17 protein-coding genes and 2 tRNA genes are annotated in these 20,369 nt (G+C 76.0%); 11 read left to right on the top strand and 8 right to left on the bottom strand.

Annotated elements, in window-relative coordinates; translation table 11 throughout:
• Positions 1-13: 13 nt before the first annotated feature.
• The 3 genes from KG103_RS06780 to KG103_RS06790 all read right to left on the bottom strand — a co-directional run bounded on the left by KG103_RS06780 (position 14) and on the right by KG103_RS06790 (position 2,610).
• Entirely contained in the window at positions 14-1,024 is a 1,011-nt protein-coding gene (locus KG103_RS06780) for a glycine betaine ABC transporter substrate-binding protein (RefSeq protein WP_207340640.1), read from the bottom strand.
• A gap of 72 nt (positions 1,025-1,096) precedes the next feature.
• A complete protein-coding gene (locus KG103_RS06785) occupies positions 1,097-1,891 on the bottom strand; it encodes an ABC transporter permease (RefSeq protein ID WP_207340639.1) in 795 nt (264 codons plus the stop codon).
• Positions 1,879-2,610 carry an ABC transporter permease gene (locus KG103_RS06790; RefSeq protein WP_207340638.1) on the bottom strand — a complete coding sequence of 244 codons (732 nt, stop codon included), beginning with the start codon at positions 2,608-2,610 and terminating at the stop codon, positions 1,879-1,881. Before KG103_RS06790 ends, KG103_RS06785 begins: the two co-directional genes overlap by 13 nt.
• Positions 2,611-2,705: 95 nt before the next feature.
• Here KG103_RS06790 and KG103_RS06795 point away from each other — a divergent pair, with 95 nt between their 5' ends.
• From KG103_RS06795 to KG103_RS06805, 3 genes are all read left to right on the top strand, one after another.
• Positions 2,706-3,794 (top strand): ABC transporter ATP-binding protein, encoded by a 1,089-nt coding sequence (locus tag KG103_RS06795; RefSeq protein WP_407644965.1) that lies wholly within the window; start codon positions 2,706-2,708, stop codon positions 3,792-3,794.
• 106 nt (positions 3,795-3,900) lie between these two features.
• Positions 3,901-4,824, top strand: a complete 924-nt coding sequence (locus tag KG103_RS06800; protein ID WP_089802114.1) for an ATP-grasp domain-containing protein — start codon at positions 3,901-3,903, stop codon at positions 4,822-4,824.
• A 151-nt stretch (positions 4,825-4,975) separates the two neighbouring features.
• Positions 4,976-5,051, top strand: a tRNA-His gene (locus KG103_RS06805).
• Positions 5,052-5,099: 48 nt separating this feature from the next.
• On the opposite strand, the gene orn is transcribed toward KG103_RS06805, so the two are convergent.
• The 3 genes from orn to KG103_RS06820 are packed head-to-tail and all read right to left on the bottom strand — an operon-like array spanning position 5,100 to position 6,393.
• Positions 5,100-5,789 (bottom strand): oligoribonuclease, encoded by a 690-nt coding sequence (gene orn / locus KG103_RS06810; RefSeq protein ID WP_207340637.1) that lies wholly within the window; start codon positions 5,787-5,789, stop codon positions 5,100-5,102.
• 25 nt (positions 5,790-5,814) lie between these two features.
• On the bottom strand, positions 5,815-6,129 hold the full coding sequence (locus tag KG103_RS06815; protein WP_207340636.1) for a hypothetical protein: 315 nt from the start codon (positions 6,127-6,129) through the stop codon (positions 5,815-5,817).
• A gap of 54 nt (positions 6,130-6,183) precedes the next feature.
• Positions 6,184-6,393: a hypothetical protein gene (locus KG103_RS06820; RefSeq protein ID WP_207340635.1), complete on the bottom strand. Its 210-nt coding sequence runs from the start codon at positions 6,391-6,393 to the stop codon at positions 6,184-6,186.
• Positions 6,394-6,601: 208 nt separating this feature from the next.
• Between KG103_RS06820 and KG103_RS06825 the strand changes: the two genes are divergently transcribed.
• Entirely contained in the window at positions 6,602-8,197 is a 1,596-nt protein-coding gene (locus tag KG103_RS06825; RefSeq protein ID WP_249670832.1) for a DUF2079 domain-containing protein, read from the top strand.
• A gap of 9 nt (positions 8,198-8,206) precedes the next feature.
• Here KG103_RS06825 and KG103_RS06830 read toward each other — a convergent pair.
• Positions 8,207-8,279, bottom strand: a tRNA-Arg gene (locus tag KG103_RS06830).
• A 156-nt stretch (positions 8,280-8,435) separates the two neighbouring features.
• Here KG103_RS06830 and KG103_RS06835 point away from each other — a divergent pair.
• From KG103_RS06835 to KG103_RS06865, 7 genes are all read left to right on the top strand, one after another.
• A complete protein-coding gene (locus KG103_RS06835; RefSeq protein WP_249670833.1) occupies positions 8,436-10,112 on the top strand; it encodes a GTPase domain-containing protein in 1,677 nt (558 codons plus the stop codon).
• Complete coding sequence (locus tag KG103_RS06840; RefSeq protein ID WP_207340632.1) at positions 10,109-11,671, top strand: GTPase; 1,563 nt, start codon at positions 10,109-10,111, stop codon at positions 11,669-11,671. The genes KG103_RS06835 and KG103_RS06840 overlap by 4 nt, the downstream gene beginning before the upstream one ends.
• Before the next feature lie 166 nt (positions 11,672-11,837).
• Entirely contained in the window at positions 11,838-12,389 is a 552-nt protein-coding gene (locus KG103_RS06845) for a single-stranded DNA-binding protein (protein WP_207340631.1), read from the top strand.
• Positions 12,390-12,531: 142 nt separating this feature from the next.
• Positions 12,532-14,214, top strand: a complete 1,683-nt coding sequence (ettA, locus tag KG103_RS06850) for an energy-dependent translational throttle protein EttA (RefSeq protein WP_207340630.1) — start codon at positions 12,532-12,534, stop codon at positions 14,212-14,214.
• A 133-nt stretch (positions 14,215-14,347) separates the two neighbouring features.
• Positions 14,348-16,312, top strand: coding sequence for a dynamin family protein (locus tag KG103_RS06855; RefSeq protein WP_207340629.1), 1,965 nt, complete (start codon positions 14,348-14,350; stop codon positions 16,310-16,312).
• Positions 16,309-17,901, top strand: coding sequence for a GTPase (locus KG103_RS06860; RefSeq protein WP_207340628.1), 1,593 nt, complete (start codon positions 16,309-16,311; stop codon positions 17,899-17,901). The genes KG103_RS06855 and KG103_RS06860 overlap by 4 nt, the downstream gene beginning before the upstream one ends.
• Positions 17,902-18,107: 206 nt before the next feature.
• Positions 18,108-18,602 (top strand): acyl-CoA thioesterase, encoded by a 495-nt coding sequence (locus KG103_RS06865; RefSeq protein ID WP_207340627.1) that lies wholly within the window; start codon positions 18,108-18,110, stop codon positions 18,600-18,602.
• On the opposite strand, the gene KG103_RS06870 is transcribed toward KG103_RS06865, so the two are convergent.
• Positions 18,583-20,367, bottom strand: coding sequence for an SDR family oxidoreductase (locus KG103_RS06870; RefSeq protein ID WP_243656364.1), 1,785 nt, complete (start codon positions 20,365-20,367; stop codon positions 18,583-18,585). The genes KG103_RS06865 and KG103_RS06870 overlap by 20 nt on opposite strands.
• Positions 20,368-20,369 lie beyond the last annotated feature (2 nt).

The following is a 20,369-nucleotide window of genomic DNA, read 5'->3' on the forward strand; positions in this document are numbered from 1 at the left end:
TCCCGCGGGTCGGTCAGTCGTCCGTGGCTGCCAGGGAGCCGTCGGACGAGGTCACGAGCCCCACCGCCGCGTCACCCTGCCGTACCGCCTGGCCGATGAGTGCGAAGTCGTAGGACTTGAACTCGCCGACCGACAGGTCGTACGTCTCCTCGAGCCCCACCTGGCAGAACGGCCGCTCGGGGCACTCCGGCGGGCCGGCGAGCACGACGTCGCCGCAGGTGGCGGCGAGGTCGGACAGCGTCTGCAGGTCGTGCTCCTGGGCGAACTCCCCGGTGACGGCGAACGCGTTCTGGTCCTGCGCGTCCGACGCCTCGCCGACGACGATCCCGCTCTCCTCGGCCAGGGGTGTCAGGGCGGTCACGGTCTCGTCCACGTCGCTGGACGCCACGGTGGGTGCGTCGGCGCCGTTGACCTGCGCGTTGAGGAACGTTGCCAGCGTGGCGGCGTACTCCGGGACCGCCGCCAGCTCACCGGACTGCAGCGCGGGCAGGTACGTCTCGCGGGCACCGATGGTCTGGGCCCGGGCGTCGAAGCCGGCGCTGCGCAGCACCTCGGCGTAGATCTCCGCCAGCGTGATGCTCTCGGAGAAGTTCGCCGCACCGATCGTCAGCGACGTGCCCGTGCCGGTGCTCGCGTCGTCCGCCGCCAGGCCCTCCTCGGCGACGAACTCTCCTGCGACCTCGGTGGAGGTGCGCCGGTCGACGTCCACGGCCTTGTTGAGACCGATGAGCCGTTCGGTGTCGAGCGCGGCCGAGACGGAGTCGAGGAGCTCGACGGCCTCGGGGTGGTCGGCGGCCACCTGGGCGTTGACCGCCGGGATGATGTTGTCGGCGTTCTGCAGGCCCTTGTCGTCCTCGAGCACGACCAGGCTCTCGCCGGCGATCGGCTCGCAGGCCGGCAGGTCGGAGCCGGCGGCGGCCGTCTCGGCCTGACCGCCGCCGGACCCGGGTGTGCCGCAGGCGCCGAGCGTCAGGGTGAGGGCGGCGAGGACGCCGAGGGTGCGGTGGCGCGGGCTGATGCGCATCGGAGGTCTCCTGTCGAGGGTGGGCCGGGTGCGGCGGGCTGTGGAGCGGTCGACCTCGGACGGTCGGAGGGATCAGGGGGCGCTGCGGGCCCCGGGCTCCCCGGTGGTGGTGGCGGGCACGGCGGTGGCGGGTGTGGCGGTGGCAGGCACGCGGTGGCGGTGGGGGCGGACGTCGGCGCGCTCGTCCGCGGTCGCGGCACGGCCGCGCCCGCGCAGGCCGCGCGGGGTCACCGCGCGCTCGACCACGGCGAGCAGCCCCTCGACCACCAGGCACAGCGCCGCCACGAGGATGCCGCCGGCCAGTGCCTTGCCGTACCGCTGGGTGGCGAAGCCGCTCACCACGATGGTTCCCAGGCTCGTGCCCCCCACGAGGGCGGCCAGCGGCACCGTCGCGAGCACCTGCACGGTGCCCGTGCGGATGCCGGCGGCGAGCAGCGGCAGGGCGAGCGGCACCTCGACGGTCCACAGCGCGCGGGCGCCCGACATGCCCAGGCCTCGTGCCGCGTCCCGCACGTCGGGGTCGACGCCGCCGACGCCGGTGACGGCGTTCGCCAGGACCGGTGGGACGGCGAAGACCGCGCACGCGATGGCGGTCGCCGTGCTGCCGAACCAGCCGGCGGCGGCGAGCAGGGTCAGCAGCGCGAGCGTGGGCAGCGCGCGTGTCGTGTTGGCCACCACGACGCCGACGGTCGCGCCGCGCCCCCGGTGGCCGAGCCACAGCCCCACGGGCAGGGCCACCACCAGCGCGATCACCACGGCGACCGCGGAGATCGCCAGGTGCGTGCCCGCCAGGGCGAGCACCCCCTGGCGGCCGGTCCAGTTGAGCGGGTCGTTGAGCCAGCGCAGCGCCTCGGTCAGGACGTCCATGCGGCCTCCTGCGAGCCGACGGCGTCGCGCGCGGCGGGCCGGGTGCGTGAGCCCCGTCGCCATGGCGTCAGGACGCGACCCAGGAGCGCGAGGGCGAGGTCCGCGACGAGGGCCAGCACCAGGCAGAGCACCGTGGCCGTCATGATCTCGGCGTGGTAGCCGCTGCGGAAGCCGCGGAACATCAGCTGCCCGAGCCCGCCGTAGCCGACCACGACGCCGACGGTGGCCAGCGCGACGGTGCTGACGGTCGCGAGCCGCAGGCCGGTCACGACGGCGGGCACGGCCTGCGGCAGCTCGACCGTCAGGAGCAGGCGCAGCCGCCCGTACCCCATGCCGCGCGCGGCGTCCCGGACCGCGGGGTCGACGCCCTGCAGCCCGACCAGCACGTTGCGGACGAGCACGAGCAGCGCGTAGACGACCAGCCCGATGAGCACCGTGGTCCGCCCGATGCCCGTGGCCGGCGCGAGCAGCGCGAACAGCGCGAGGGACGGGATGGTGTACAGCACCCCGGTGGCCGCCAGCACGGGACCGGCCAGGCGGGGGCGCAGGTGGGCGAGCGCCGCGAGCGGCAGCGCCACGACCAGGGCGATGAGCACCGCCTCGGCGGTCAGCGACGCGTGCTGCTGGGTGTAGCGCAGCACGTCGCTCCCGTTGCGCTCGAGGTACTCCCACGAGAACCACGGGTTCGTGGCGGTCGCCAGCACCTGCGCGGTCGGCATGCGCCCGAACCTACTGACGACCTCGGACACCCGCGCGGTGAGCGCCGGGCGGGCCGCCTCGCGGGTGTCGGCACGTGCCGCTAGCGTCGCTGCCCGTGACCACGTCCGCGCGCACCGGGCCGACCCGCGGGTCGGCCGTGCCCGCGTCGCCGGGTGCCGCCATCCGGTTCGACGCGGTCCGCAAGGAGTACGCGGGCTCGGTCGCGGTCGACGACCTGACCCTCGAGGTGCGCGAGGGGGAGCTGCTGGTGCTCGTCGGGCCGTCGGGCTGCGGCAAGTCCACGACGCTGCGGATGGCGAACCGCCTGGTGGAGCCCACGTCCGGGCGCATCGTGCTGGGCGGGGAGGACGTCACGGACGTCGACCCCGTGGCGCTGCGCCGCCGCATCGGGTACGTCATCCAGAACGTCGGGCTCTTCCCCCACCGCACGGTGGCCCAGAACGTCGCGACCGTGCCCCGGCTCCTCGGGTGGGACCGGCGGCGCGCGCGCGAGCGTGTCGACGAGCTGCTGACCCTCGTGGGGCTCGACCCGCAGCGGTACGCGCGGCGCTGGCCGCACGAGCTGTCCGGCGGCGAGCGCCAGCGCGTCGGCGTCGCCCGCGCCCTGGCCACCGACCCGCCCGTGCTGCTGATGGACGAGCCGTTCGGTGCGGTCGACCCCGTGGGCCGGGCGCGGCTGCAGCAGGAGTTCGCCCGGCTCCAGCGGGAGCTGGGCACCACCGTGATGATGGTCACGCACGACATCGACGAGGCGGTGCGCATGGCGGACCGCGTGGTCGTCCTCAGCCGCGGTGCGCGGGTCGAGCAGCTGGCGGCCCCGCTCGACGTCGTCGCCCGGCCGGCGTCGCCGGCCGTCGCGGACCTGGTGGGTCGCGGTCGGACCGCGCGCCTGCTGGCGCTCGGCCGTCTCGAGACCGCCGACCTGGACCCCGGCACGCCGCAGGGCACGGGGGTGGGCACGGACACGGAGCAGTCCGCCGCGGGCCCGTCGGTGCGGCCCACGGTGCGCCTCGGCGCCGAGCTCGGGGACGTCGTCGCCGCCCTGACCGAGGTCGCCGACGCCCTGGACGGCGGCCGGCTGGACGTGCTCGACGCCGACGGCCGTGCGGTGGGCACGGCCTCGCCGGGCAGCGTCGTGCGCGCGCTGCACCGACTGACCGCGTCGGAGGACGCCGAGGCCTGAGCCGGTGCGGGGTCCCGCCCCCGGGACGCCGACGCGTCGTCGTCACGTCCCCGGACGGTCACGCGCCCGGTGCGTGCACGTCACACGCCGTGGGTACAGTGCGGACGTGAGCGAATCCACCGCGCGCCTCGCCCTCGCGACCTGCGCCCAGCTGCCGGACCTCGACCCCGACGACCTGCCGCTGCGCGACGCGCTGGCCGCGCGGGGCGTCCCCACGGACGTCGTGGTGTGGGACGACCCGACGGTCGACTGGGCCGCCTACCCGCACGTCCTCATCCGCTCGACGTGGGACTACACGGACCGTCCCGCCCAGTTCGCCGACTGGACGCGGCGCGTGGAGCGCACCTCCACGCTGTTCAACCCGGCGGACGTCGTGGCCTGGAACATCGACAAGGCGTACCTGCGGGACCTCGAGCAGCGTGGCGTCCCGATCGTCCCGACCATCTGGCTCGACCCGGAGCGCAACCTCAACGCGCGCGCCATCCACACCCGGTTCCCGGCGTTCGGTGACTTCGTCATCAAGCCGACCGTCAGCGCGGGCTCGCGTGACACGGGCCGGTACGACGCGGGGGTGACCCCGTCGCGGTCCCTGGCCATCACGCACGCCAAGAACCTGCTCGCCGTGGGTCGGCGCGTGATGCTGCAGCGCTACCTCACGCAGGTCGACACCCAGGGCGAGAGCGCGCTGGTCTACGTCGACGGCGAGTTCAGCCACTGCGTGCGCAAGGAGCCGCTGCTCGAGGGGCCGTACCGGGCGGGGGAGAAGGAGGGCGTCCTGTTCCGCGAGCGGGTCCTGGCCGCCCGTGACGCCACCGAGCAGGAGCGCGCCGTGGCCGACATGGTCGTCTCGGAGCTGGGCAAGATCTTCCCCGACCGTGCACCGCTGCTCTACACCCGCGTCGACCTCATCCCCGACGACGAGAACCAGCCGGTCGTCCTCGAGGTCGAGCTGGCCGAGCCGTCCCTGTTCTTCGAGCACGCCCCCGGGGCCGTGGAGCGGTTCGCGGACGCGGTGCGCGCCCGACTGTGACGCGTCCGTCACGCGTCACAGCGGTCCACCGCGGCGCCGCGTGACGACCAGGGCCCCGGTACCCGCTACACTCGTCGTCGGCCCGGCGCTCGCGTCGGACCAGGTGCCGTGGCACGGCTCCCTCCGGGGAGCGGTGCGGACCGGCACCGCGGTGGCTATAGCTCAGTAGGTAGAGCACCTGGTTGTGGTCCAGGGGGTCGCGGGTTCAAGTCCCGTTAGCCACCCCACGTGCGCAGGGCGCCGACTCCGGTCGGCGCCCTGCGGCGTTCCCGGGGTCAGGCGTCGGGCAGCACCCCGCGCTTGACGCTCGTGGCGACGACCTCCGCGGCGATGCGGCGGGCCTGCGCCGAGTCCGGGCCGGGCGCGGCGGGCAGCAGCGCCGCCCGGTAGTAGCGCAGCTCGTCGATGCTCTCGAGGATGTCGGCCAGCGCCCGGTGCCCGCCCTTCTTCTCCGGTGCGGCGAAGTAGACGCGGGGGTACCAGCGGCGCGCGAGCTCCTTGATCGAGGACACGTCGACGATCCGGTAGTGCAGGTGCGCGACGAGCTCCGGCATGTCGCGGTCGAGGAACGCCTTGTCCGTGCCCACCGAGTTGCCGGCGAGCGGCGCCTTGCCCGGCTCCGGCACCCACGTGCGCACGTACTCGAGCACCTGCGCCTGGGCGTCCGCCAGGGTCGTGCCGTGCTCGAGCTCGGGGAGCAGCCCGGACGTGGTGTGCATCGTCCGGACGAAGTCACCCATCTGGGCCAGGGCGTCCGGCGGCGGCGCGACGACGACGTCGACGCCCTCCCCGAGGACGTTGAGCTCGGAGTCCGTGACCACGGCGGCGATCTCGACGAGGGCGTCGTGGGCCAGGTCGAGCCCGGTCATCTCGCAGTCCACCCACACGATGCGGTCGGTACTGGTGTGGGCGCCCGTCGTGGGGGCGGTGGTCGTGGTCGGTGCGTCGTCGGCGGTGCTGGTCACGCCGACAGACTAGGACGCCCGTGCGTCACCGGTCGCTGCGCGGCGCGTCACGAGGGGGCGAGGGGTCGCCCGGGCGGGTGCGTGACGGCGGCGCGACGGAGGGGGCGGGACCCGGCAGGGTCGCCGCCAGCGCGGCCGCCACCACGACCAGGACCCCGGCGGCGGCGCCCAGCAGCCGCGCCGACTGCCAGGACGTGCCCGCCCACAGCGTCGCCCCCAGCACGACCCCGCCGGCCAGGGCACCGAGGGCGAGCCGGCCGAGCCATCGCAGGGCGGTCAGCGCCGCACGCCGGTACCAGGGCGTGGGGGGTGCCGAGCGTCGGCCGTCGTGCCGCCCCATCACGCGCGACGCCCGCCGGCGGCGGGGTGGCTGCGGGCGGGCGTGAGCACGGGGTCATGGTGCCACGTGGGGGGTGCGCCGGGTGTACCGCCGGGCGGGCGCCGGACGGCGTGCCGCAGCGGGGGAGCGTGCCGGGTCCGGTGGGCGTCCGCGGGCGTCCGACCGAGTGGTCCGCGCCTCGTCGTTCGCGCGCTCCAGCGCCAGGCCGCGCAGCCGCTCGAGGTGCTCCTGGCGGTGGATGTCGTAGGTGGTGGACGGATGCATGAGGGCTCCTGAGGGCGTGCGGGGGCGCACCCCCGGCGGGGTGTGCGTCGTGGTGGAACGGGATGCCTCCACTGGACCAGAGCGCGCCCGCCGGCGTCACGACATTTCCGGCACCGGGGGGCCCGTGGCAGGATCTGCGAGGTCCACCGGCGGGCCGTCGCCGGGGCGGGGAACGGGAGGTGCCGTGTCGTCCCCAGACCCTGCCGCCGTGACCGGCCGTGCCGTCGGGCCGAAGACCGGTCCGGACGACCACGCGCCCGGGGACGGGCAGCGACGCGCCCCGGCGCCCGTCCTGGCCGCCGACGCCCCGGCAGCCGACGCCCCGGCAGCCGACGTCCCGGCCGCAGGCGACGCGGCCACCGACGTCCCGGCCGCAGACGACCCGGCCACCCGCGCCCCGGCCTCCGACGTCCCGGCCGCCGACCCCGCCCGCGCGGGAGCCTCATCGACCGCCCGCGGCTGGCTGCTGCCCGCCGGCGTGGGGCTCGCCGTCGCGCTGGCGTTCACGGCGTACTCCGTCGCGCAGTGGCAGACGTTCGTCGTGCGCTCGTGGGACCTGGGGATCTTCACGCAGCTGGCGGCGCGGTACGCGGCGCTCGAGTCGCCGGTCGTCCACATCAAGGGCCCGGAGTACAACCTGCTGGGCGACCACTTCCACCCGCTGCTGGTGCTGCTGGGTCCGGTGTACGCCGCGTTCCCGCACGCGTTCACCCTGCTCGTCGTGCAGAACGTGCTCTTCGGCGTGGCCGCGGCCGTGGTCACGTGGGCGGCCGTGCCGGTCCTGGGCCGCGTCACCGGTGGCCTCGTCGGTGTGGCCGCGGGCCTGAGCTGGGGCCTGCAGAGCGCGGTGGAGGCGCAGTTCCACGAGATCGCGTTCGCCGTCCCGCTGCTCGCGGTCTCGCTGGCAGCGGCGATGCGCGAGCGGTGGCGCACGGCGGCCGTGGCCGGGGCCCTGCTCGTGCTGGTCAAGGAGGACCTGGGCCTGACGACCGCCGTCCTGGGGGTCGTGCTGGCGTGGCGGGCGCGGCGTCCCGCGCTGCTGCTGCTCACCGCGTGGGGCGTCGGCGGCTTCCTGCTGGCCACGCGCGTGGTGCTGCCCCTGCTCAACCCCGACGGGGAGTGGGCCTACGGGTCGCGCCTCGACCTGGCCGCCGCGCTCGCGGACCCCCTCGCGCTCTACGACCCCGCCAAGGGGCACACCCTGTGGCTGCTGGTGGTCGTCACGGGCGGCATCGCGCTGCGCTCGCCGTTCGTGCTCGTCGCCGGTCCCACGCTGGCGTGGCGGTTCCTGTCGCCGGAGCCGGGGTACTGGGGACCGACGTGGCACTACAGCGCCGTGCTCATGCCGATCGCGTTCATGGCCATGCTCGACGGCGTCGACCGCGCCCGGCGTGGCCGCGTCCGGTGGCTGCGGCACTACAGCCGGTACGCGCCGGTGGTGGGCCTGACGGCGTGCCTCATGCTGCTGCCCCAGCTGCCGCTGTGGCAGCTGACGAACCCCGGCCTGCACTTCGGTGCGCCGCGCGCCCAGGCCGCGCGGGACACGCTGGCCACGATCCCGGACGGCGCGGTCGTCGAGACGGACGTCGGCCTGATGTCGTACCTCGTCGACCGCACCGACGTGTACTACCTCGGCAACCGCAACCCCGTGCCGGACTACCTGCTGGTCGACCGGCAGTCGGGCGGCGTCCCCCAGGAGTGGGGGGACGTCCTGCAGGTGGCCGAGATCCTGCACCCGGGCGTCCCGTTCGAGGTCGTCCACGTGCAGGACGGGTACGAGGTGGCGCGCCCCGTGGCGGACTGAGGCGTCCGGCGCCCCCGGCAGGACTCGAACCTGCAACCGACGGATTAGAAGGCCGTTGCTCTATCCATTGAGCTACGGGGGCCAGTGCCGACCAGCGTAGTGGCGTGGGCGCGACGGCCCTGCGTGGACGTGCGACGTGACCCCGGCGCGCAGACCTGTGACCTGTCACCCGCGCGCCGCGTTTGGCCTGGTCAGGTGTGGCACCGACAATGGTCCTGTGAGCGCGCAGCCTGGAACCGTGCCTGCGCAGCCGTCCACGTCTGCGCCGGGTCGCTCCGACGTGCCCGCGGACGCGCCGATGCTGGCCCGCCCGCTGGCCCAGACGTCCCTGCTGGACGCCGTGCGCGACCTGCGCCGCGACGTCGAGGCGACCTCCTTCCCGCTGGAGATCCCCGGTGTCGGTGCCGCACGGGCGTCGCGGGCGCGGCTGGTGGACCAGCTCGACGAGCACCTGGTGCCGCGCCTGACCGAGCTGTCGGCGCCGGCCGTCGTGGTCGTCGCCGGCTCGACGGGCGCGGGGAAGTCCACGCTCGTGAACTCGCTGGTGGGGCGGGAGGTCACCGCCGCCGGTGTGCTGCGCCCGACCACGCGCGAGCCCGTGCTGGTGCACCACCCGCTCGACACCGACCTGCTGTCCCACCACCCGGTGCTCGACGAGGTGCGGGCCGTCGCGGCGGACACGGTGCCCCGCGGCATCGCGATCCTCGACGCCCCCGACCTCGACTCGGTCCTCGACTCCAACCGTGACACCGCGCACCGGCTCCTCGAGGCCGCGGACCTGTGGCTCTTCGTCACCACGGCCGCCCGGTACGGCGACGCGCTGCCGTGGCGCGTGCTGGAGGCCGCCGTGGAGCGCAGCACGTCCGTGGCGATGGTCCTCAACCGGGTGCCGCCGGCGTCGCTCCCGACGATCCGCGGCGACCTGCTCGACCGGCTGCGCACCCACGGGCTGGCGGGCTCCCCGCTGTTCGTGATCCCCGACGTCGGGCCGCACTCCGGTCCGCTGTCGGGTGCGGTGGTCGCACCCGTCCTGCGGTGGCTGACGATGCTCGCCGGCCCCGACCGGGCGCGCACCGTCGTCGCGCGGACGCTGCGGGGTGCGCTCGGCGCCCTGCGGCCCTGGGTCGACGAGCTGGCCGAGGCCGTGCAGGAGCAGGCCGACGCCGCGCAGCACGTGGCGCAGGTGCTCGACGCGGCCACCGCGGCGCCCCGTGACGCGGCGGTGGAGACGATCCGCGCCGGGGCCGTCGCGGACGGCGCGGTGCGGGCCCGCTGGGCCGAGCTCGCCGCGCAGCGTGCGCCCTTCGCCCGGCTCGTCGGCCGATCCGGCCGCGTGCGCGGCACCGCCCGCACCGGCCGTGGCCGCGGGACGGCCGTCGCCCCGCTGCTCACCGACCTCACGACGTCCACGACGGCGGTGCTCACGGCCGTCGGGCAGCGTGGCGACGAGGCCCTGCGGGCCGCGCTGACCGGTCCGGGCGCACCCGCCGGTGCGTCGTCGGTCCTCGAGCGCTGGCCGGACGGCGACGCCTCGCGCGTGTCCGCGGCCGAGCGGGCCGCGCGTGCCTGGGTCGGTGAGGGTTCCCGCGCCGCACGCGCGACCCTGGCGGGCGGCGGCGCGGACGCCCGTCGTCGCGCGCAGGTCGCCAAGGCCGTCGGTGAGGACGCGCTGGCAGCCCTCGCGCTGGCCGCCGCGAGCGGTGTCGACGAGGCTGCCGAGGCTGCCCGCACACTGCTCGGTGGCGCGGGGGACGACCTCGTCGCGACGCTGCGCGACGACCTCGAGCGGCGCGCCCGTGCCCAGGTCGACCTCGAGCGCACCATCGCCGGCCGGGCGCTCGACGACCCCGACCTCGCGGCCGACGCGTCGTCGCGGCTGCGGCTGCGCCTCGCCGTCCTGAAGGGCCTGACGTGAGCGACGACCCGACCAGCACGCCGGCGGCACCGCCCGTCCCGGACGGTGACGAGCCCCCGCCGGTGGTGCCGGCCGCACCGGACGGCGCCGTCCGCGGCGCGACGACCGCCGCGCTCGAGGGGCGCGTCGACGCGCTCGACGGTGCGCTGGCGGTCGGCGGTGCACGCTTCGACCCCGCGGTCGTGGCGGAGGTCGGCGCCACCATCGACCGGGTGCGCGAGCGGTTGGCCCTCGGGGTCGACCACACCGTCGTCGCCCTGGCGGGGGGCACCGGCTCCGGCAAGTCCAGCCTGTTCAACGCCGTCAGCGGGTTGCAGTTCGCCGACGTCGGAGTGCGGCGGCCCACGACCTCGCGCGTCACGGCGTGCGTCTGGGGTGGGGACGGCGACGCGCTGCTCGACTGGATCGGCGTGGAGCCGGAGCACCGCATCGAGCGCGAGAGCCTGCTGGACGGGGACCGGGAGGCGTCGCTGCGCGGGCTGGTCCTGCTCGACCTGCCCGACCACGACTCCATCGCGCCGGAGCACCGCGACGTCGTCGACCGCGTGCTGCCCCAGGTCGACCTGCTCGTGTGGGTCGTCGACCCCCAGAAGTACGCCGACGACGCGCTGCACTCCGGCTACCTGCAGCGCATGACGGGGCGCGACTCCTCGATGCTCGTGGTGCTGAACCAGGTGGACACGGTGCCCGCCGAGGTGCGTGCCGACCTCGCGGCGGACGTGCGGCGGCTGCTCGTCGAGGACGGGCTGCCCGACGTCGCCGTGCACCCCGTGTCGGCCGTCACCGGTGACGGGGTCCGCGAGCTGCGCGACGTGCTCGCCCAGGCCGTGGCGCGCCGGTCCGTGGCGGCCGCGCACGCCGACGCCGAGCTCGCCGACGCCGCCCGTGCGGTGCTCACGCAGGTCGCACCGCGTGAGCCCGCGCCGAACGCGCTGGCGCTCGGGGTCGTCGTCGACCGGCTGGCCGCGGCGGCCGGGCTGACGGCCGTCGGGGCGGCCGTCGCGGCGGCCGTGCGCGGCGGGTCCGGCCGGGCGCCCCGGCTGGGCGACGTGCACGCCGACGGCGTGGGGCTGGCCCGCGCGTCCTGGCTCTCCGGGGCGACGCAGGGGCTGCCGCAGCGGTGGGCGGCCGACCTGCGCGACCGTGTCGCGACCACCGTCGAGCTGCGGCTGGCGGTGACGGACGCGCTCGCGCACGTGCCGGTGGCAGCCCGCCGGTCCCGGGCTGCGGTGGTGCTGCTGGTGCTCGCCGCGCTGGCGGGGGTGGCCGGCCTCGTCGGCGCCGGGCTGCTCGTCGCCGACGCGCAGGGCGCGTCGTTGCCCTGGGTGCCGCCGGGCGCGGTGGTGGCCGGCGTGCTCGCGCTGGCGCTCGTGCTCCTGGTGGCGTCGCTGCTGGTGCGGGGGCGGGCCGCCCGGACGCGGGGGGAACGTGTCGTGACGGACGGCCGTGCCGCGATCGAGGCTGCTGCCCGAGGGCGGCTGCTGACCCCCACGCAGGACGTGCTCGCGGAGCACCGGCACGCGCGGGAGCTGGCGGCGCGGGCCCTCGCAGCGGACTGACGCCACGTCCGACGGGGTCCTCGGGGCTCTCGAGCCGCCCACAGCCCTCGCCCGTGCCGCCCGGCTCCACCGGTGGGCACCGCCCTGCCCGGTGCCGCCCGCTCGCGTCCCACGATGGCTGCTCGACGCCCCGCGCTCGCGGGGCCAGGGCAGACAGGGGACCTCGATGGGAACGCACACGCAGGACGTGACGGTCGTCGGGTGGGTCGGATCCGACGTGCGCAGCTACCACCTCGACGGGGTCGGCGGCGTGCCGTACGCGCAGTTCCGGCTGGCCTCCACCCGGCGCGTGCTCGACCGGCAGACCGGCGCCTTCCGCGACGGCCCGACGCTGTGGTTCACGGTGAAGGCCTGGCGCACGGTCGCGGTCAACCTCGCGGCGTCGCTGCGCAAGAGCGACCCGGTCGTGGTGGTGGGGCGGCTCGGGCAGTCGGAGTGGGTCGCGCAGGACGGTACGGCGCGCACCGAGCTGGTGCTGGAGGCGCTGGCGGTCGGCCACGACCTGGCGTATGGCACGGCGCAGTTCCGCCGCACCATGGCGGGCGCGCGCCGCCGGGACGACCTGCCGGGCGACGGCTCCGAGTCGGACCTGACCGTCCTGCCCGAGGTCACGGGGCCGGACGGCGGCGTGTTCCCGGACGACCCGTGGGCGTCCGCCGCCGACGAGGCGCCGCCGGCGGACGAGCCGGAGGGTCTGGCGCTCGCCGCACGCGGGTGATCGCCTAGGCTGGTGGATCGGCATCCGGCGCCGGCGGCCGGGCGGTGACAGCGCGACCCCTTGCCCGCACCTCGGTGCGGCGGGGGAGCGCGCGCCCCGGCCCGCGGCACCACCAGACCTACGAGGAGCGGACGAGCACTCAGTGGCTGAGTTCATCTACACCATGTACAAGGCGCGCAAGGCGCACGGCGACAAGGTCATCCTCGACGACGTCTCCCTCAACTTCCTGCCCGGCGCGAAGATCGGCGTCGTCGGACCCAACGGGGCGGGTAAGTCGACGATCCTCAAGATCATGGCGGGCCTCGACCAGCCGTCGAACGGTGAGGCGCGGCTCTCCCCGGGCTACACGGTGGGCATCCTGCAGCAGGAGCCGCCGCTGAACGAGGAGAAGACGGTCCTCGGCAACGTCGAGGAGGGCGTCGCCGAGATCAAGGGCAAGCTCGACCGCTACAACGAGATCTCCGCCCTGATGGCGGACCCGGACGCCGACTTCGACGCGCTGCTGGCGGAGATGGGTCAGCTGCAGGAGGCCATCGACGCGGCCGACGCCTGGGACCTGGACGCCCAGCTCGAGCAGGCGATGGACGCGCTGCGCTGCCCGCCGCCGGACGCCGACGTGTCGGTGCTGTCCGGTGGTGAGCGTCGCCGGGTCGCGCTGTGCAAGCTGCTGCTCGAGAAGCCCGACCTGCTGCTGCTCGACGAGCCCACCAACCACCTGGACGCCGAGTCCGTGCTGTGGCTCGAGCAGCACCTGCAGCAGTACCCCGGCGCGATCCTCGCCGTCACCCACGACCGGTACTTCCTCGACCACGTCGCGGAGTGGATCTGCGAGGTCGACCGTGGCCGGCTGTACCCGTACGAGGGCAACTACTCCACGTACCTGGAGAAGAAGCAGGAGCGCCTGCAGGTCCAGGGCAAGAAGGACGCCAAGCTCGCCAAGCGCCTGAAGGACGAGCTCGAGTGGGTGCGGTCCAACGCGAAGGGCCGGCAGACCAAGTCGAAGTCGCGTCTGGCGCGCTACGAGGAGATGGCTGCCGAGGCCGACCGCACGCGCAAGCTCGACTTCGAGGAGATCCAGATCCCGCCGGGCCCGCGCCTGGGGTCGGTCGTCCTGGAGGCCACGAACCTGCAGAAGGGCTTCGACGGTCGCCAGCTCATCGACGGGCTGAGCTTCACGCTGCCGCGCAACGGCATCGTCGGTGTCATCGGCCCCAACGGCGTCGGCAAGACGACGCTCTTCAAGACGATCGTCGGCCTGGAGCCCCTCGACGGGGGCGACCTCAAGGTCGGCGAGACGGTCTCCATCTCGTACGTCGACCAGTCGCGTGGTGGCATCGACCCCAAGAAGACCCTGTGGGAGGTCGTGTCCGACGGGCTCGACTACCTCAAGGTCGGCAACGTCGAGATGCCGTCGCGTGCGTACGTCGCCGCGTTCGGCTTCAAGGGCCCGGACCAGCAGAAGCCCGCGGGCGTGCTGTCCGGTGGTGAGCGCAACCGCCTCAACCTGGCACTCACGCTCAAGCAGGGCGGCAACCTGCTGCTGCTCGACGAGCCGACCAACGACCTCGACGTCGAGACGCTCGGCTCGCTCGAGAACGCCCTGCTCGAGTTCCCCGGCTGCGCCGTCGTGGTGTCCCACGACCGGTGGTTCCTCGACCGTGTCGCCACGCACATCCTCGCGTACGAGGGCACCGAGGAGAACCCGGCGAGCTGGTACTGGTTCGAGGGGAACTTCGCCTCGTACGAGGAGAACAAGGTGCAGCGGCTCGGCGCCGACGCGGCCCGCCCGCACCGGGTGACGTACCGCAAGCTGCGCCGCGACTGACGCAGCAGCCCGCACCACCCGACGGCCCGGACGAGCACGCGCGTCCGGGCCGTCGCGGGTCCGGCGTCCGCTCTCAGCGGCACCGGCCTCCGTCGACGGGCTGCCTCGGGGACGGTCGGGCAGACTGTCCGGCATGACGGAGCCCGAGGTCAGCGACCCGCACGTGGCCCCGGCCGACGCGGGGGACGGGCTCCTCGGCACGCTCGAGCGGCTCCAGGCCCGTCTGGGCGCCCTCACCCTCCCGCTCGAGGCCCCCGGGGTCGACGTCGCGCGCACCGACCGGGCGGCCGCGCTGACCCAGCTCGACGACTACCTGCTGCCGCGGCTGCGGGCACGGTCCGCGCCGCTCCTGGTCGTCGTCGGCGGCTCGACCGGTGCGGGCAAGTCCACCCTCGTCAACTCCCTCCTGGGGTCGGAGGTCTCGGCGCCGGGCGTGCTGCGCCCCACCACCCGGGCACCGGTCCTCGTGCACCACCCGCTCGACGAGCGCTGGTACTCCACGGACCGCGTGCTGCCCGGCCTCGCCCGGCTCACCGGCCACCCCGGCGCCGGCGCGCGCGGGGACGACGCACAGGTCGACCCGGCGCGCGCTCTGCGGCTCGTGGCCTCCGACGCGCTGCCGCGCGGGCTCGCGCTGCTCGACGCCCCCGACGTGGACTCCGTGGACGTCGGCAACCGGCGCCTGGCGGCGCAGCTCCTCGACGCCGCCGACCTGTGGCTGTTCGTCACCACCGCGGCACGTTACGCCGACGCCGTCCCGTGGGACCTGCTGCACCGGGCGGCAGCCCGGCACGCGCAGGTCGCGCTCGTCGTCGACCGCGTGGACCCCGGCACGGAGGAGGTCGTGCAGGACCTGCGCCGCATGATGGACGAGAACGGGCTGCCGGACGCCCCGCTGTTCCTGGTGCCCGAGGCGCCGCTCACGGACGGGCTGCTGCCGGAGCATGCGGTCGCGGACGTGGCCACGTGGCTCACCGCCCTGGGCGCCGACGCACCCGCGCGCGAGGCGGTGGCGACGGCGACCCGCGACGGTGTGGTGGACGACCTGGTGCGGCGCAGCCACGTGCTCGCGGACGCCGCCGACGTGCAGGTCGCGACCGACGCACGACTGCGCCGGACCGTGGCGGCCGCCTACGACGACGGCGCCGCGCACGTGCGCGCCGCGACCTCCGACGGCGCGATGCTGCGCGGCGAGGTCCTGGCCCGCTGGCAGGAGCTCGTCGGCACGGGCGACCTGCTGCGGTCGGTCGAGCAAGGCGTCGGGCGGGTGCGCGACGCCGTCACGGGGTTCTTCCGCGGCACGCCCGCGCCGGCGCCGCGCGTCGAGCAGGCCATCGCGCACGGGCTGGCGGCGGTGGTCCTGGATGCCGCGGACGAGGCCGCGGAGCGCACCCACGCCGCGTGGCGGGGCGACCCCGCGGGCGCCGCGCTGCTCCAGGGCCTCGACCTCGCCCGCGCGTCCACCACGCTGCGGGCCGAGGTGGACGCGCAGGTCCGCGGCTGGCAGTCCGACGTCCTCGAGCTCGTGCGCGAGCAGGGGCAGTCCCGTCGCGGCACCGCCCGCTACCTCTCGTTCGGCGTCAACGTCGCCGGCGTCAGCCTGATGGTCCTCGCGTTCGCGTCCACGGGCGGGCTGACCGGCATCGAGGTCGGGATCGCCGGTGGCACGGCGGTCGTCGCCCAGAAGCTCCTGGAGGCGGTCTTCGGTGACGACGCCGTGCGGCGCCTCACCGTCGAGGCCCGCGAGCGGCTCGACGCCCGCGTGACGGACCTGCTGGCCCGCGAGGCCGAGCGGTACACGGCCCAGCTCGACGCGCTCGGTGCCGCCCGGGCGGACGGTGCCGGGCTGCGCGCCGTGGCCGCGGACGTCGAGCGGGCCGCGCACGCCGACCGTGCCGGGCGCCCTGCCGGGACGCCGAGCGCCTCGTCGCGCGCTGTCGGCACCGCGCTGCGCGGTGCCGGGTGGACGCGCGGGGACGGGACCCCTGGCACCGCGACCGGCGCGCCCGGGGAGACCACACCGCCGGGGGACGAGCCGACCGCGCGCGGCGGCTGGTGGCGGCGGCTGCTCGGCGGCCGCCCGCGGGACGACGCATGAGCCCGACCCTGGACGAGCGCCTCGACGCGCTGTCCGCAGCCCTGGACGCGGGCGGGGAGCGCCTGCCCGAGCCGCTGGTCGCGCGCACCCGGGACGTGCTGGACCGGGTGCGGGAGCGCGCGGGCCTGTCGGCCGAGCACACCGTCGTCGCACTGGCGGGAGCCACCGGGTCGGGCAAGTCCTCGCTGTTCAACGCGCTCGTCGGGGACGAGCTCGCGGCGACCGGCGTGCAGCGACCCACGACGTCCCACCCGCTGGCGGTCGTCGTCGGCGAGGACCCGGACGGCACGGGCCCCGGGCGGCTGCTGGACTGGCTCGAGGTGCGTCGACGACACGCCGTGCCGCCCGCGGCGGGGCTCGCGACCGGGCTCGTGCTGCTGGACCTGCCGGACCACGACTCCGTGGTCGTGGAGCACCGGCTGCGCGCCGAGCGGCTGGTCGCGCGCGCGGACCTGCTGGTGTGGGTCGTCGACCCCCAGAAGTACGCCGACGGGGCCCTGCACGAGCGGTACCTGCGCCCGCTCGCGGGCCGTGACGACGTCGTGGTGCTCGTGCTCAACCAGGCGGACCGCCTCCCGGCCGCCGACGTGGCCGCGGTGGTGGCGGACCTGCGCCGCCTCGCCGCGGACGACGGGCTCCCGCGTGCCCGTGTCGTGGCCGCCTCGGCCCGCAGCGGCGACGGCGTGGCCGACCTGCGTGCGCTCGTCGCGCGGGCGGTCGAGCGTCGCGAGGCCGGCAACCGGCGGTGGGTGGCGGACGTGCGCGCGGCAGCGCTGGAGGTGGCCGACGCGTGCCGCGACGTCCCGGGGGGACGGCAGCGGTCCGCGCGGGCGGACGACCTGGTCGCAGCGCTGGAGGACGCCGCGGGGGTGCCGACCGTCGTCGCGGCCGTGCGCCGGTCCGCGGTGCGCCGGGCCGTCGCGCACACCGGCTGGCCGCCCGTGCGGTGGCTCGCCCGGCTGCGCCCGGACCCGTTGCGCCGGCTGCACCTGGCGCCACGCGCGGTGGGCGACGAGGTGGCGCCCACGTCGCTGCCGCCCGCCGGCCCGGCCCAGCGGGCGCGTGCCGCGACGGCGGTGCGGGACCACGCCGACGCGGTCCTCGCGGGGGCACCGGACGCGTGGGTGCTGGCGGCGCGGGCGCGCGTCACCACGGCGGACCTGCCCGACGCCCTCGACCTGGCCGTCGCCCGTACCCGCCTGCTCCCCGAGCGCCCGGTCTGGTGGTGGCGCGCGGTCGGTGCCGTGCAGTGGCTGCTGCTCGCAGCCGCCGTCGCCGGAGCCCTCTGGTTGGCCGGCCTCGCGGTGCTGGCGTACCTGCAGCTGCCCGACCCGGTGACCCCGGTGTGGGGACCCGCACCTGCCCCCACCGTGCTGCTGGTGGGCGGCGTGCTCGCCGGGCTGCTGGTGGCGGCGCTCGGTGCGGTGGCCGCTCGGTGGGGTGCCCGGGCGCGTGCCCGGTCCGCCCGGCGTCGGCTGCGCGCAGCGGTCCAGGACGTGGCACGTCGTCTCGTCGTCGACCCGGTCGCCCAGGAGGTCGCCTCGCTGCGCAGCTGCCGGGACCTGGCCGCCCGCGCCGCGGCTCGCTGACCCCGGCGGGCGGCGCGCCCGTGGCGGACGAGGGCCGTGGGGGGTGGACCCGCGAAGGGCCTGGACCCGTGCCGGCCGTGCGCACTCCCACGCGTCCGTGCGGCAGGATCGACGTCGGCCGCCGTGCCCGCCGTCGCACCGCGGGGAGCCGCACGGGGCCGCACGAGGCCGGACGAACCGTCGCGGCCGGCACAGGAGGGAAGTCGATGGCGAGGATCGAGGTCCCGGTCCAGCTGCGCTGGTCCGACATGGACGCGTACGCCCACGTGAACAACGTCGAGATGCTGCGGCTCCTGGAGGAGGCGCGCATCGAGGTGTTCTGGCGCCACCCCGAGGGTCCGGACGGCGTCGTCCCCGACGGGGCACGGGCCACCGCGGTGCTCGACGCCGGGCCGGGTGCGCTGACCTCGACGCTGGTCGCCCGGCAGGAGATCCAGTACGTCCGGCCGCTGCCGTACCGGCGCGCGCCGGTCGTCATCGAGCTGTGGATCGGGCACCTGGGGGGTGCCAGCCTCGACGTCTGCTACGAGGTCCGGGACGCGCCGACCGCCGTGGTGGGCTCGGAGGTCTACGCACGCGCGACGACGACGATCGTGCTGGTCGACTCCGCGACGGGCGCACCGCGCCGGCTGACCGCGCAGGAGCGTGCGGTCTGGGAGCCGTACGTCGAGGAGCCGGTGGTCATCCGCCGCAGGGCATGACCGCGGCGGGGTACGGGCCGGTGGTCGCCGCGGCCGTCGTGCCCCCACCCGCCGACGGTGCCAGGTCGCGCCGGGCACGCTCGGCCGACCGGGCCGCACGGGCGACGTTGCGCTGCATGCCGCCGAACACCACCCCGTGGAACGGGTAGACCGCCCACCAGTACAGCTGCCCGGCCAGGCCGTGCGGGTGGAACAGGGCGCGCTGCGCGAACACCACGGGCGGCCGTCGCCACTCGGACGGCTCCCACGGGGTGTCGTCGGGCACGGCGGGCGTCCCGTCGTCGTCCAGGGGCGTGTCGGCGGGCTCCACGCGCAGCTCGAGCCACGCCAGCCCGGGCAGCCGCATCTCGGCCCGCAGCCGCAGCAGCCGGCCAGGGACGATCTGCTCCACGCGCCAGAAGTCGACGGCGTCGTCGAGCAGCAGCCGTGCAGGGTCGCGGCGACCGCGGCGCAGCCCCGGACCGCCCACGACCCGGTCCAGCAGCCCGCGCACCCGCCAGGCGAGCGACCACGAGTACCAGCCGCGCTCGCCGCCCACCGCCTCCACCACGCGCCACAGCGCGGCGGGGGAGGCGTCGACGCGGACGCGGCGCTCGTCGACGAACAGGGTGCCGCCCGCCCAGTCGGGGTCGGAGGGCAGCGGGTCGCTGGGAGCCCCGGGCGGCGTCGCGGACGACCACCGGGTGGTGACGCCGGCGCCCTGGACGCGGGCCAGCGCGAGGCGCACGGCACGGTCGAAGCCGATGAGCCCGTCCGGCGGGTCCGGCACGTACCGCGCGATGTCGTGCTCGTCGCACACCACCTCGTGGACCAGGGACTCCACCAGCGGGCGTGCGAGCCCGCCGGGCACGGGCGTGACCAGCGACACCCACAGGCTCGACAGCCGTGGGCTCAGCACCGGGACCGCGACGATGGCCCGCCGCGGCAGCCCGGCGATGCGCGCGTACCGCTGCATCATGTCGCGGTACGTCAGGACGTCCGGCCCGCCGATGTCGAAGGCCCGCGACACGTCGGGCGGCATCGCGGCCGACCCGACGAGGTAGCGCAGCACGTCGCGGATCGCGATGGGCTGGATCCGGTTCTGCACCCAGCGCGGCACGGTCATGGCCGGGAGCCGCTCCGTGAGGTACCGCATCATCTCGAAGGACGCCGAGCCCGAGCCGAGGACCACCGCCGCACGCAGCACCGTCGTCGGCACGCCGGACGCCAGCAGGATCTCCCCGACCTCCGTGCGCGACGCCAGGTGGGGTGAGAGCTCCTCGCCCTCGGGGTACAGACCGCCCAGGTAGACGATCCGACCCACGCCCGCCTCACGCGCCGCCTGGGCGAAGACCAGCGCCGTGTGGCGGTCGCGCTGCTCGAAGGTCCGGCCGGTGCCCAGCGAGTGGATCAGGTAGTACGCCACGTCGGAGCCCTCGAGTGCCGCACGGATCTGATCCGGCTCACCGGCGTCCGCCGCAACGACCTCCACGTCGTCGTACCACGGTCGTCCGCGCAGCCGCTCCGGGTGCCGCGCCAGGGCCCGCACCCGGTACCCGGCGGCGAGCAGCTCGGGCACCAGCCGTCCCCCGACGTACCCGGTCACCCCCGTGACCGCCACGAGCGGGGCATCGGGGCGGGGTCGGCCGTCCGGGCCGGTGCCCGGCACGAGCCCTTCCAGGGTGCGCACGACCGGCTCGGGCGCGAGGTCGGCCTGGGGGCCGGTCCCGTGCCCGGGGTCGTCGCCGTGCCCGGGGCTCGGGGCGTCGGGGCGCGCGTCGCTCATCC

It is taken from the genome of Cellulomonas wangleii (genome assembly GCF_018388445.1).
Taxonomy (GTDB): domain Bacteria; phylum Actinomycetota; class Actinomycetes; order Actinomycetales; family Cellulomonadaceae; genus Cellulomonas; species Cellulomonas wangleii.